Genomic DNA, 14,037 nt, shown 5'->3' with positions numbered 1-14,037 from the left:
TAGCCTAAAAAGCGTACAAAATAGAGTGCTGAAAATATTGGTGTAAAAGAACAACCGAGAATAACTTGACACATACTTTCCCCTTTTACCTCTAGAGGAAGTGTCATTTATGTGTTACACTATTCATTAGTAACCTTCGGATTGCACATAAAAATCGTCCTTTCTAAGTGTTGTTGTGGTAACTTCAGTCAACTAAAAAGGGCGATTTTTTTTGTATGCTTGTTTGAAATTAACAGTAGAAAATAAAGAAAGGCTGTCACAGAAAATCACTTTTCAATGACTTTCTGGACAGCCCATTTATAATTTATATTGATCAATTGAATTATAGCTTTTATAGATCGCGATTAAAAGTTTACTTGCTCAAACCATCAGAGATAACGTCAATATTGTATTGTAAATACTTAATATACGTATCCACTTCATCCCCAGGATTCCCAATTTCATCTGAGTAAATTGGTTTTTCATATATTGGAACCCCTGATTCTTTAGAAACAGTTTCCATTGGACGTGGATCTACGTTTGACTCCAGGAACAAGATTGGTACGTTATTTTCTTCAATGAAACTAATTAATGACTTTATTTGTTCAGGAGAACCATTTTCTTCTGTATCTACTTTCCAAATACACTCCTCGCCCATATTATAACGGTCAAGCATATATTGGAATGCACACTCACTAGTAACTAAAATTCTATTTTCTTCTGGAATCGCTCCTAATCTTTCTTCGTATTCTATTTCGATTTCATGCAGTCTTTCTAAATAGTTGCTAGCTCGTTCTTCATAGTACTCTTTGTTGTCTGGATCTACCTCAATAAATGCATCACGCATATCTTCTACCATATAAATCCCTACGACAGGATCAATAAAGGAATGAGGATTCACTTCTTCTTCTCTCGTCGCTTCATCACGTAAATACATTGGTTCAACTCGTTCCGTTAAACTATACGCCTTGGATCTATCTTGACCAACAGAGTCAACCATTTTGAAAAACCAACCGTCTTCTCCACCTTCTAAGTTCATCCCGTTATAGAATAAAATATCAGCATCTGTTGACTTTTTGATATCTTCAGGGAGTGGCTCATACTCGTGTGGATCCGTTCCTGTTGGTACTAAGTTGTGCACTTCTACCTTGTCTCCACCAACTTCTCTTACCATATCCGTGATGATCGTGAAAGAAGAAACTACTTGTAATTTATCCCCGCTATTAGATCCATCAGAGGCTTCATTTCCTCCACATGCTGCAAGTAGAACTAGAGCGAAACTTGCTAGAATGATTGCTTTTAAAAAACTCTTCATTATTCCATTACTCTCCTTTAATCTTTTTCTAAGTATTTTTCTAACTTTTCACTAAACGTTTGCGCATTACTTTCCAACAGCCATTTTCCGCTTATTCGCTTGAAGCAACCGCCAAAACACACCTTGTTTTGGTGAAAAAAGAAATACAAGAACAAAAATAGCTGTAGTCGCTAATACGATAACCGGACCGGATGGTAAATTAGATAAGAAACTAATATAGAGTCCGATCACAGAAGATGTTGCGCCAAAAAAGGCAGCTAAAAAAATCATCGTTGACAAACGGTTTGTCAATAAGTAAGCTGTTGCTGCTGGAGTGATTAGCATAGCAACAACAAGAATCACTCCCACCGTTTGTAAAGACGCAACGGTTACAAGCGTAAGTAATACCATAATTCCATAATGAATCATACGGACTTTTAACCCGTATGCTGCTGCCATCGTTTCATCGAAACTAGAAACGAGCAGTTCTTTATAGAAAAGAAAAACAGCTAATAAAACCACTGCCCCTACAATGAGAGTGATGATCATATCAGAAGTACGTACAGATAACACATTCCCAAATAAAATTTGAGTTAAATCCGTCGCACTTTGCGCAACTGTAATTAAGATTATTCCTAGCGCGAACATTGCAGAAAACACTAGTCCGATCGAGGAATCATTTTTAATGCGACTATTTTGACTAATGATTCCAATTCCTAGTGCAGTTAAAACACCAGTAACGACAGCGCCATAGAAAAAATTAATGCCTAACATATATGAAATGGCAACACCTGGTAAGACGGCGTGTGAAATCGCATCTCCCATTAACGCCATACCACGTAACACAATAAAGCTTCCAATTACTCCACATATGATGCCGACCATGATAGAGGTAACAAGTGCCTTTTGTAAAAATTCATAGTTCATTAGATCTTGTAAAAACTCCACTACACACCTACCCCCGAACTTGCCGATAAACCTAGTCTCATTTTAAAACATTTTTCCATATTTTCAGGTAAAAACACTTTATTTACTGGTCCAGCACCATATAGTTCCTTGTTAATTAATATTAAGTCATCAAAATAGGTTTCTACTTTAGACAAATCATGGTGCACAACAAATATTGTCTTTCCTTGATTACGCAATTGTTTTAAAATTTTTATTATGACCTCTTCGCTAGCCACATCAATCCCGACAAATGGTTCGTCTAGAAAGAAGTATTCTGCATTCTGTGCTAAAGCCCGAGCAAGAAACACACGCTGTTGCTGCCCACCCGAAAGTTCAGCAATTTGTCTTTCACTAAAGTCTTGCATACCTACTTCTTCTAGGCACTGACTTGCCCACTCCCTTTCCTTTTTTCCTGGGCGTCGGAAAATTCCTAAGTTAGGGTATGTACCCAATAGCACAGTATCTCTAACAATAATCGGGAAATCCCAATCAATATTGCTACGTTGTGGAACATAAGCAATTTTTTTTCGAATTTGATCAATCGATTTTCCACCAATTTCAACCGTGCCGCTATCTTTTGGTATTAAGCCTAATACAGCTTTCATCATCGTAGATTTTCCAGCGCCATTTGGTCCAACAATACCGATTAAATTACCTGCTTCAAATGAAAAAGAAACGTCACGTATCACTTCTTTTCCGTAATATGAAACGTATAAATTTTGGACAGAAACCGCTTCCTTCAACATCACCAACCCCATTCTTTCACATAAGTCTTTCCCATAAACTAAAAAATTTTTCATCGACAATTTTAAGATAATGTTATCCAACGGAATAAATTTAAAAGAGGACAAAACTGTTTCCTTGACGACAAAAAGTTTACCTAGGGAAACTTTTATAATCATTCTATACAATTGGATCTATTTTGTAAACTGTTTTAACAAAGATTATAAAAATTTATTATGTATTTATCATTATTAAAAGTATAATGAAATTGTCACGAATCGGTGCAAGGGGTGGTACTAATGCAGACATTGTATAATGCGATGGTCGTTGTTCATATCATATCTGCCATTTTAGGAATGGGACCTGGCTTTTTTCTTACTCAAATTGTTTTAACCGCTAAAACGATGGCAGAACTTCGACATGCTTATATTATTCGACGTCGCTTGCATCTGTTTGTGATGATTGGCGGAATCCTTTTACTCGTTACTGGACTCATTATGGGAGCAATTCGTCCATATCTTTTCACAACAGGTTGGTATGTCATTAGTCTCATCTTATATTTAATCGCTCTTGCATTTGGACCTTTTATTCTCAAACCTGTTACTAAACCCATTTATGTGCTATTAAAAGAACATAAAGGTAAAGATATTCCACCAACGTATAGAAAATATGAAGAAAAATTGCTTTTTTACGAACGGATAATTAATATTATCTTTATTGTCATTATTTTGCTCATGATTATAAAACCGAGCTTTTCCTAAGAACTTTAGTGAAAAAACAACATCTCCACCTTATACACGCTCATGCATAAGGTGGAGACGTTTTAATTTCGAGACATTATCGCGTCGTTAATTCGGCTTGAATGCATATGAAGTAAATCAGTTGGTAACTCATTCGGATGAAAAAATGCGGCATCTACTGATTCTTCTGTTTGCTTCGTTAATATTCCATCAATAACTTCACATTCAAAACAAGTTGTAACGAATTGAGTCACACGCCCGTCTGAATATATGAGAGTTTGAGTTTCAGGATCTGAATATACCCCGATCATCCGTTTTACCGTAACGTGTAACCCTGTTTCTTCGAGTACTTCACGAACAACAGCTTGTTCAACTGACTCTCCAACTTCAACATGACCTGTCGGTAACCCCCACAATTGATTGTCTTTTCGTTGGATTAGAAGAACGTCACCTACTCGATTAAATATAACTGCAGTCACGGCTGCTTTTACTTCATTTGGCCAAATGTATTTAGAGCGATTCGATAATGTGATACGTAAATTTGGTTCAAATAAGGATTTTAAGTTTGGTATTATAAAGTCAGGGTTGCGAAAGTCAGTTTTTAACGGAAAGGGGTTCGTATTTTCTTTTGAAATTAAAATTGCAGTAATTCCAAATTGATGGGCTCCTAAAATATCCGTTAATGGATTATCACCGATCATAACGACCTGTTCTTTTTTCATCTCAGGAAATGCTTGAAGTGCTGCTTGAAACATCGCCGAATGCGGTTTTCCTACAATGTCAGGATGTACACCCGTTGCTGCTTTTAGCATTTCAACGACGGCTCCGGTAGCTAATGCAGGCCCTTCTTTCGTCGGGAACGTCAGATCAGGACTTGTCGCTATGAATGACGCTCCTTTTATGATAAATTGCGCTGCCTTTTGAATTTCTCTTAGTGTTATGTTACTATCCCATCCAACTACGACAGCATCCGGACAACCATAATCATTAATTATCATTCCAACCTCTGTGCATTCCTTTTTAAGATGCTCATCACTTAAGACGTAAACCGTTCTTATTCCTTTCACTCTTAAATATTGAGCCGTCGCATAACTAGATGTAATCATTTCATCAATATGAACATCAATCCCAAGCTTATGTAAACGAACGCAAGCACTTTCTCGAGTTGCACACGGATCGTTCGTTAAAAACCGCATATGCTTCCTTTTACGGCGTAATCTATTAAGTGATTCAACTGCTCCTGGTAATGGTTTTGGACCTACATATACCACTCCGTCTAAATCAAATAAAAACAAATCAAATTGTGAAGCAATCAATATAATCCCCCTTTACTCCATCATCATGTTACAACAATATTTAAAATCTTTAACAGATGATAGAAATCTAACTTAATTTCAGTATAACAAAGATACTGAATAAATAAGAAAACCCTAACTCAAATGAGTCAGGGATTGGTTTATTTCGTAATAAACGCTGAAAATCCTTTTTTCTTCAATTCTTCCACAAGTTTTTCAGCATTGTCTCGTGATGAAAAAGCACCCGCTTGCACTTTATATAGTTTGTTGTTGCTACCTGGCTTCGGACTAGGTTTAGTTGGTGTTTGTTTTTTTTTCAATCCAAATATATTGGCAAGCCCATTAACATGACCACGTGCAATTTTTTCAATATAAGCTTTGTCTGCAAGCTTTTTTGCATCTGAAGCTGTATCAATAAACCCATTTTCTGTTAGAATTGCTGGCATTTTTGACTCGCGCAATACATGGAAATTTGCTCGTTTCATGCCTCGATTTCTCATGTCGATTTGTTTCATAACTGCATCATGCATAACTTTTTGCCTTAAGACAGTTTCCGCACGAACGCCCCCGTTAAAAATATAGCTTTCAAAACCTGTTCCACCACCCGAATTAATATGAACGCTTAGAAAGTAATCGGCTCCCCAATTGTTTGCCATATTTGTCCGTTGTACTAAACTGACCGTATTATCTCCAGTTCGACTCATACGAGTCGTAACCCCGCTATATTCATTTTTTAAAATCTCATTTATTCGCTTAGCAATTTGAAGGGTAGCATTTTTTTCCAAAATCCCATTTCCAACTGCACCTGGATCATTTCCACCATGACCCGGATCAATAAAAATTTTTGTCATTCTTAATCACATCCCTCACTACTAATAAATGATTTGAGAGGCTAATTTGGAAAGGCGTTTTGGAATGTTATTGTTTTGTAAAAAAGTTCATGAGTTTGAAGATTTACGATAAGATAACCCCTTTATCTAAACGGTATAAATGGTTATACATTTCATTTTCGCGCAATAATTGTTCATGTGTACCTTTCATTCCAACTGTACCATTTTTTAAAAAAACAATCTGATCCATCTTTTCAATCGAAGCGAGATGATGAGTAACGAAGATGAGTGTTTTGTTTGTTGTTGCTTGAAACATTGTTGTTAGCAACGTGCTTTCTGTTTCTGGATCAAGTCCGATTGTTGGTTCATCAAAGATTACAATTGGGGTATTTTGCAATAACACTCTTGCAAGTGCAATCCGCTGCCGTTCTCCTCCAGAAAATCTACCTCCCATTTCTCGCATCGGTGTATCGAGTCCTACACGTAAGCTAGCAATGAAATCTGCGAGCTGTGCTTGCTCTAACACGTACCAGATTTCTTCATCTGTTGCATTAGGACGTCCAATTCGGATATTATTTCCGACGGTTGTATCAAACAAGTGAGGTTTTTGATTTAAAACTGCAATTTCTTTGCCTAACAAAGAGCGATCTGCTTGAACTCCGTTAACAAAAATTGAACCTTTATATGGTTTTACGATCCCAGTTATCAACTGAATCATCGTTGATTTTCCTGTTCCACTTTTGCCAAGTAAAGCGATATTTTCACCTCGTGAAACGGTAAGAGATGCATTAACAATCGTATCTTTAGACGTGTTCGGATAGCGATACGAAACATGTTGCAACTCAATGGCGACATGTTCAGTCGCTTGCGATTGGTTTTGAGATTTTCGCTCCCTTTCATTTTCAGGATAACTTTCGATTTTTGACATTCGGCGAAGCGAATCTTCATAAGCTGGAAACAATTCAATTGACGATGAAACGGTTGAGAATGAATCGGTGATCGACATCATCATAAGCACGAAAGCGGCAATCACAGTGGATGAAATCACCCCTTCACCCGCCTGGACGCTTGCCCAAGCCATCGTAGCGATAATGACGATTCCGATCGTCATTTGAATAACTCCATCACGTAGATGATGCCATCGTTTTACCTTATCTTCTTCACGCTGTAAAGCGTCATGTTCCTGTCTATAACGGTCCAAAAACTCATGTTTGCGACCGCTTGCTTGCCAATCCATGACACCAAAAACAGCGGATGTCAGACGTTCATATAAACGAGAACGCCGGTGCTTTATTTGAATATGTCTCCGACGCGTCACTGCAAGTGAAACGATTGGAATGAGAAAAACGAGAACACCTAACAAGAAAATAAGCAGCAACGCAAAAATGAGATCAAATAAACCGAATACGAAAATGATAATACTGTATAAAAGTAGCGCAATCGTACTTGGAAAAATCGTTCGTAAATACAAGTTTTGTAACTGTTCAATGTCGTCAGAAACCATTCCGAATAAGTGACCCGACTGATAACGGGAACGTAAAAATAACGCTTGTGGTTCAATGATTTTATACAATTTCGTCCGCATATTTTCGACGATCCGCAACACTACATCGTGACCGACTAACCGTTCTAAATAAAGAAACAATGCTTGCCCAATACTGAAAGCACGAACAGCGACAATCGGAACATACACGAGCATAATATTTTCAGGTCGGAGAGCCGATTTTGAAATTAAATAGCCCGAAACGAATAACAACATCACTCCAGATCCAATGCCTAAAAATCCAAACAAAAGGGTTAGCAATACGAGCCCCTTCTGCTTTTTCACATAAGGAAGAACCCATTGTTTCATTCCGACTCTCCTCCCGTATACGTTTTGACGAAGCGGTGATACGCTCCTTGTTTTAACATAAGCTCTTCATGCGGTCCACTTTCAACAAGTTGACCGTCCTCCAGCATGAGAATATAATCCATCTCGTTTACCCAATGAAGGCGATGTGTCGCAATAAAGACAAGTTTGTTCTTAAATAGCTTCTGCATAGATTGTTTGATTTCAAATTCTGTTTCGATATCAAGATGAGCAGTCGGTTCATCGAGCAATACGATCGGCTTATTGCTTAACAACGCACGCGCGATCGCGATCCGTTGCTCTTGCCCCCCGCTAACAGATCGCCCTCCTTCGCCAACAGTTTCATACATTCCGTTCGGCAGCTGATCGACAAATGAACGAAGACCGATATCATCGATCACGTTGTTCACCTCTTCATCCGTTGCATCCCGCTCATAAAAGCGAATATTATCCGCTAATGAAGCGGGAAAAAGATATGGAGATTGTGGAATATATGCAACCAGTTGTTGCCAGTTTGCATTTGAATATAACTGCTGCCTATCACCATTTATTTCTATGAACCCTTCATTATGTTGGAGAAAGCCTGCAAGTACGTCGATTAATGTTGATTTGCCCGCTCCACTTTTCCCAACGATTCCGATCGTCCCGTACCCTTGCCACGAAAATGAAAGCTCTTTTAGAAGCGGCTTATCTAACGTTTCACTGAAAGCAGTTACGTCATAAAATTTAATACTGCTTGATGAATCCCAATGAATTGCCCGACGCTCTGCAATCATATCAACAGCTTTTTTCTGTTCAGCTATAATTCCTTCCACTTGTTCTAACGCCACTTGCCCATCTAACGTTGCATGATAATCTGAGCCGACTTGTTTAATCGGTAAAAAATATTCCGGTGCAAGCAATAGGATCGTAAGGGCAGGCCATAACAGTAACGATCCATCAATTAATCGAAAGCCTAACCCGACCGCAACGAAAGCGATCGACAAGCTTGTAAAAAAATCGAGTGCAAAAGATGACAAAAAAGCAACTCGTAACGTACGTATCGTTGCTTTTCGGTAACGCTCACTCACTCGCGCGATTTTTTTATCATGTTGTTCACTTTGACCTAAATACGTTAACGTATCAATCCCTTTTAACGTGTCAACGAAATGATTTGACAGGACACGATACGTATCATACTGTTTATCTGCCATTTTCTCGGCAGCTAATCCGAGTAAAATCATAAAAATAACGATAATCGGAACGGTAACGATCAAAATGATCGCTGACGCTGTATCAAGTGTAAATACGTACATTACAACCACTGCTGGAATGATAACGGTTCGTAACAAGCGTGGGATTGTCGTTTCAATATATGTTTTAATTTGCTCGATACCTTCAAGCGAGAGCGTCACAAGACGACCTGTTCCATTTAATTGAACAAACCGCTGACCGAGTAAAAAATACGCATCGACAAGTTTGTTTCGTAAATTACGCCCGACTCGAGTTGCAAACCGCTCAGCAACGATGCCTTCCCGTTTTCCTAACGCATGACGTACAATGAACGCCAGCAAAAACAAGATTACTTCTTTGCCAACTTCATAAAATGACATGCCTTGGAAAAGGAACGTAATCGCTCGAGCTAAAAAAACAGCTTGAGCGACAATACTGACCGCCTCAAGCAAAATGATCGATGTTAATCGAACATAAGTAGAACGACTATTAGGAAATGATGGAAAACCTTTTTGTCGTTTCATTAGTATTCAAGCTCATCTTTCGGCTTAATTCGTTTCCGAAATACGTAGTAGCTCCAAATTTGATAACCGAGCACGAAAGGAAGTAACGCAATTGAGAAATAACTCATAATTTTTAACGTATAGGCTCCCGAAGCCGCATTGTAAATCGTTAAATCATTCGCAGTACCAAGCGTGCTTATTAATACTCGTGGAAACATCCCGATAAAAATAGATGCAGTTAATGCAATGATCGTAACGCTTGTCATAAAAAATGCCCAACCATCACGTTTAGCTTGGTTTAACAAATGAGAGACGAACAAGGCTGCCCAAGCTAAAATCGGCAGGAGAAGCCAACCGATGCCATGCGCTGTAAATATTTCTGTTTTTGCAAACCCAACACTGATAAACAGAAGCAACACAATTAACGTAACTGGATTCAATTTATCCGAAAGTTTGCGAGCACGCTCTTGTAACTCATCTGTCGTTCGCAACATAATAAATTGCAGGCCGTGAACGATGCAGAGCAACACAAACATCACTCCACCTAATAAAGCAAATGGGTGTAAAAACTGTAGAAATCCACCAACGACTTCTTTATTTCCATCGATTGGAATCCCTGTCATAAAATTCGCGAGGACGACACCCCAAAGTAACGGAGGCACAATACTTCCGATAAAAATGGACCAATCCCAGACGTTTTTCCACTTGTCATTGTCAACTTTTCCACGAAATTCAAAGGCAACACCGCGAATGATTAACGCAAGCAACATGAAGACGAGCGGGATATAAAACCCGCTAAACATCGTGGCATACCAATGCGGAAAAGCTGCAAACATTGCCCCACCTGCTGTAATGAGCCACACTTCATTTGCATCCCAAAACGGGCCGATCGTATTAATGTACACCCGACGCTCCATATCTGTTTTACCGAGAAACTTAGCGACTGTACCGACACCGAAATCGAAACCTTCAAGGACGAAAAAACCGATGAACAAAACAGCGATGAGCAGGAACCAAAACTCATTTAGCGACAGCATGGTATTCCTCCTTATCAAACGGATCGTAACGATCCGGCTCTCCTTTTTGCTGTTTCTCTTCATTCCGAATCACTTTAACGAACAAATAAACACAGACTCCAGCTAGTACAGCATAAATGGTTGAAAACGAGATGAGCGAAAACAGTAGTTCACCAGCAGTTACCGTTGGCGAAACGGCAGCTTCCGTTCTCATGACACCAAAGACAACCCACGGTTGACGACCGAGTTCTGCCATTATCCAACCTGCTGTATTTGCTATAAACGGCATTGCTATTCCAACAACCATCGCTTTCAAATACCAAGATTTCTCTAATAGCGTTTCCCGTCTTGACTTTATCCAACCAATAATTCCGAGCAGAAGCATAGCAAGCCCACCAGCTACCATTACTCTAAAACTCCAAAACACTGTTTTTACAGGTGGAATATAATCACCAGGACCATATTTCGCTTCATACTCTGCTTGAATTTGATTCATCCCTTCCACTTGTCCGCTAAATTTGTTATATGAGAAAAAACTTAACAAATAAGGGATTTCAAGCTCGAAAGAATTTTCTTTTTTCTCTGAATCGATATTCGCAATCACTGTAAACGGTGCAGGATCATCGCTCGTATTCCATAATGCTTCCGCAGCTGCTAGTTTCATAGGCTGTGCTTTAACAAGATGTTGCGCTTGTTGGTGACCAGTAATCATAATTAGTAATGACATTGCTGTCGCAACGATAATCGATATCCGAAATGACTTTTTAAACATATCGACATTTTGCCTTTTGGAAAGTTTCCACGCACTGACACCCGCAATTAAAAATGCCCCTGTGGCGAGTGAAGAAACGAGAACGTGAGGGAACTGTACCCACAAATGCGGGTTCGTAATTATTTCCACAAAGTTATTCATTTGAGCGCGACCGTCTGCAAATTCATATCCGACTGGAGATTGCATAAACGAATTCGCCGTTAAAATCCAAAATGCGGACAGGATCGTACCTATAGAGACTAGCCATATCGATAATAGATGGACACGCTTAGATAAGCGGTTCCATCCAAAAACCCAAAGTCCAATGAACGTTGATTCCATGAAAAAGGCTAACAGCCCTTCAATTGCTAATGAAGGTCCAAACACATCGCCGACAAACCGCGAATACGTAGACCAATTCATGCCGAACTGAAATTCTTGCAAAATACCTGTGACTACCCCGACGGCAAAGTTAATCAAAAACAACTTGCCCCAAAACTTCGTCATTCTTTTATAAACGTCTTGACCTTTGACGACATACATCGTTTGCATAACAGCAATGATAAACGCCAAACCGATCGACATCGGAACAAAAATATAGTGGAATATTGTTGTTGAAGCAAATTGAAGTCTTGCTAGCATCAATGGATCCATGCTTGTTTCACTCCTTATCCGAGTCTATATTCACTCTTACCTATATTGTATCGCGATAAACGTATCATTCTTGTATAGTGAGTGACGGTTCATTGGCGAAATCATGGCGTTTTCATGACGTTCTATTGACTAAATTGTGTCCAAATAAAAAACCTTAAAATGGAAATCTTCAATTAGAAGCAATTCCAATTTTAAGGCTTTATCAATTATATAAATATAATACTAAGTCATTAATCTTTTAATTCGGGAATGCTTTTTATAATGTATGCCATCGTAAAAGAAATACATGAAAGCTACGTTGATGTAATAAAATCTGCACATGTTAGCAAGTTCATGTCGGGCCAATTTCAATAGATATTGTTCCAATCTTCCTTGCTCAGGCTCTGTAATCCAATATTCATTAATTTGGTAAGTAGCATACGTCTTTAACTTGTCGATTTTATCACACTTCAATGTTGGTGGTGACAAAATTTCAACCACAAGATTAGGTGTACCTTCCACTCCTCGTTTCGTCACAATCTCAAGCCGTATACAATGTCTAACTAATGTACTTTGTGCCTTAATAAAATGACATTAACTGGAGCATGCAAAATAGATAGCTTACTCCTAATTACGAGCCATCACTTTTTGCTTTTCAAAGCTTACCATTTGATATGTCACCGTTAGTGCAGGACTTATCAATTCGAGTTTGCATCAACTAGCCATACCGATTCTCCTCATCCAATGCAGCGAATATTGGGTGCTTATCCTTCTTTGACATCATTACACTCTCTCCTCTAATCGTTCATTTTCATAATTATGCACATCATACAACACCCACTCAAGTAAATTTTCCTTCTTATTCAGCTAATACTCGACTTTATTTGACGAAAAAAACTCGTTTACAGCCTTATATAACAAGGTTTTTGTCGAAAAAAATAGTTGCCCAGGAAATAGGCTATTTCTCAAACAATAAAATCCGCGTTATATTTACTCCTTGATACATTAGGTGAAAACTAAACTGTTTCATTGTTTCGATCCAAATCTACTCTTATAATAAAAGTATCAAACATAACGATTAGGAAGCGGTAACATGATTTATTTTATATATGTCATTATACTCGTTGCGTTTATCGATACATTTGCACAATTACCGATTATAAGTCCGTTTGCTCACGAGTTAGGTGCAACACCACTCCTAATTGGATTGGCAGTTGGCATGTATTCATTTACGAATATTATCGGAAATATTTTCGCGGGCTTTTGGATCGATAAAAACGGTGCGAAGCGTGTCCTCTATATCGGGCTAGGAATAACTGGACTCATTCTACTTTCCTATTCACTAGTTCATACTCCTATTCAATTAATTCTCGCACGCTTCTTTCACGGGTTAAGCGGAGGGTTACTCGTACCAGCAGCGTTTACTTATTTAGCAAACACTTCAGTCAAAACGAAAAAAGGGAAATCGATGGCGTTATCTGGAGCAATTGTCGGTTTAGCGGCTGTTCTTGGTCCAGCCTTCGGGGGAATGATGACAGAAACTGCTGGGGTTAAGTGGGTTTTCCTTATAATTGGTGGACTTATGCTAATAACAGCACTATTAGCGTTTCTGCTATTGCCACAAACGGAAGCAACAATGTCAAGACGGATTGACAGTAAAGAAACAGGCAAATCCATTATCGACTTATTAAAAAATGTGCCGCTCTTTTATGCTTATTTAGGTTCGTTTGCGCTTATGTTCTCACAAGGAGTACTTGCCTATATGCTCCCGTTAAAAATTGAAGCATTGAATTACGGAAACGAAGTGAGTGGTATGTTAATGAGTACATTTGCATTCACAGCAATTTTAATTTTCATTCTCCCTACGAATAAACTATTTGATCGATTCGCTCATGAATATATGTTGAACACAGGCTTAGTCATTTTAGGAATTGGATTGTTACTTTTAAGCGTAACGTCGCAACTTTCATTGTTATACATGATTATGGTGATATATGGAATTGGTTTTTCGTTCATTTTTCCTTCAATTAACGCTTTAATTATCCAGCACACAAATGTGCTTGATAGAGGAAAAGCATTTGGACTGTTTTATGCGTTTTTCTCACTCGGTGTCGTTGTCGGTTCTGTTATGACTGGTGCACTCGCCGTAACTGCGAATGGTGCGTTCTTAATCGGGACGACCGTTGTTTTATGCAGCAGTTTTATTTTATTTATATTAATAATGCAACGGAAAAAAGCAAGCGCATCAATAAATTAAGGCGAAA

Annotated in this window: 12 protein-coding genes; 2 read left to right on the top strand and 10 right to left on the bottom strand. The window is 38.5% G+C overall.

Annotated features, from left to right (window positions below; all coding sequences use genetic code 11):
- Positions 1–352: 352 nt before the first annotated feature.
- The 3 genes from ABU914_RS12915 to ABU914_RS12905 all read right to left on the bottom strand — a co-directional run bounded on the left by ABU914_RS12915 (position 353) and on the right by ABU914_RS12905 (position 2,967).
- Positions 353–1,294, bottom strand: coding sequence for a metal ABC transporter solute-binding protein, Zn/Mn family (locus ABU914_RS12915; protein WP_379670137.1), 942 nt, complete (start codon positions 1,292–1,294; stop codon positions 353–355).
- A 66-nt stretch (positions 1,295–1,360) separates the two neighbouring features.
- Positions 1,361–2,221: a metal ABC transporter permease gene (locus ABU914_RS12910; RefSeq protein WP_379670136.1), complete on the bottom strand. Its 861-nt coding sequence runs from the start codon at positions 2,219–2,221 to the stop codon at positions 1,361–1,363.
- Positions 2,221–2,967 (bottom strand): metal ABC transporter ATP-binding protein, encoded by a 747-nt coding sequence (locus tag ABU914_RS12905; protein ID WP_379670141.1) that lies wholly within the window; start codon positions 2,965–2,967, stop codon positions 2,221–2,223. Before ABU914_RS12905 ends, ABU914_RS12910 begins: the two co-directional genes overlap by 1 nt.
- Positions 2,968–3,243: 276 nt before the next feature.
- On the opposite strand from ABU914_RS12905, the gene ABU914_RS12900 reads away from it, so the two are divergent.
- Complete coding sequence (locus ABU914_RS12900) at positions 3,244–3,705, top strand: DUF2269 family protein (protein ID WP_379670135.1); 462 nt, start codon at positions 3,244–3,246, stop codon at positions 3,703–3,705.
- Positions 3,706–3,767: 62 nt separating this feature from the next.
- On the opposite strand, the gene ABU914_RS12895 is transcribed toward ABU914_RS12900, so the two are convergent.
- From ABU914_RS12895 to ABU914_RS12865, 7 genes are all read right to left on the bottom strand, one after another.
- Positions 3,768–5,000 (bottom strand): HAD-IIA family hydrolase, encoded by a 1,233-nt coding sequence (locus ABU914_RS12895; RefSeq protein ID WP_379670134.1) that lies wholly within the window; start codon positions 4,998–5,000, stop codon positions 3,768–3,770.
- 140 nt (positions 5,001–5,140) lie between these two features.
- Complete coding sequence (locus ABU914_RS12890; RefSeq protein ID WP_379670133.1) at positions 5,141–5,830, bottom strand: N-acetylmuramoyl-L-alanine amidase; 690 nt, start codon at positions 5,828–5,830, stop codon at positions 5,141–5,143.
- Between the two features lie 103 nt (positions 5,831–5,933).
- Positions 5,934–7,661, bottom strand: coding sequence for a thiol reductant ABC exporter subunit CydC (gene cydC, locus ABU914_RS12885; RefSeq protein WP_379670132.1), 1,728 nt, complete (start codon positions 7,659–7,661; stop codon positions 5,934–5,936).
- Positions 7,658–9,394 carry a thiol reductant ABC exporter subunit CydD gene (gene cydD, locus ABU914_RS12880; RefSeq protein ID WP_379670131.1) on the bottom strand — a complete coding sequence of 579 codons (1,737 nt, stop codon included), beginning with the start codon at positions 9,392–9,394 and terminating at the stop codon, positions 7,658–7,660. The genes cydC and cydD overlap by 4 nt, the downstream gene beginning before the upstream one ends.
- Entirely contained in the window at positions 9,394–10,410 is a 1,017-nt protein-coding gene (cydB, locus tag ABU914_RS12875; RefSeq protein ID WP_379670130.1) for a cytochrome d ubiquinol oxidase subunit II, read from the bottom strand. The genes cydD and cydB overlap by 1 nt, the downstream gene beginning before the upstream one ends.
- Positions 10,394–11,794 carry a cytochrome ubiquinol oxidase subunit I gene (locus tag ABU914_RS12870; protein ID WP_379670129.1) on the bottom strand — a complete coding sequence of 467 codons (1,401 nt, stop codon included), beginning with the start codon at positions 11,792–11,794 and terminating at the stop codon, positions 10,394–10,396. Before ABU914_RS12870 ends, cydB begins: the two co-directional genes overlap by 17 nt.
- 222 nt (positions 11,795–12,016) lie before the next feature.
- The gene (locus ABU914_RS12865) at positions 12,017–12,295 is read right to left on the bottom strand and encodes a Uma2 family endonuclease (RefSeq protein WP_379670140.1); all 279 of its coding nucleotides are present in this window, start codon (positions 12,293–12,295) and stop codon (positions 12,017–12,019) included.
- Between the two features lie 571 nt (positions 12,296–12,866).
- Here ABU914_RS12865 and ABU914_RS12860 point away from each other — a divergent pair.
- Positions 12,867–14,030 carry an MFS transporter gene (locus tag ABU914_RS12860; RefSeq protein ID WP_379670128.1) on the top strand — a complete coding sequence of 388 codons (1,164 nt, stop codon included), beginning with the start codon at positions 12,867–12,869 and terminating at the stop codon, positions 14,028–14,030.
- Positions 14,031–14,037: the final 7 nt, after the last annotated feature.

Source organism: Pueribacillus sp. YX66 (assembly GCF_041725775.1).
Lineage (GTDB): Bacteria > Bacillota > Bacilli > Bacillales > UBA6769 > Pueribacillus.
This window is presented reverse-complemented; position numbering and strand designations above follow the sequence as displayed.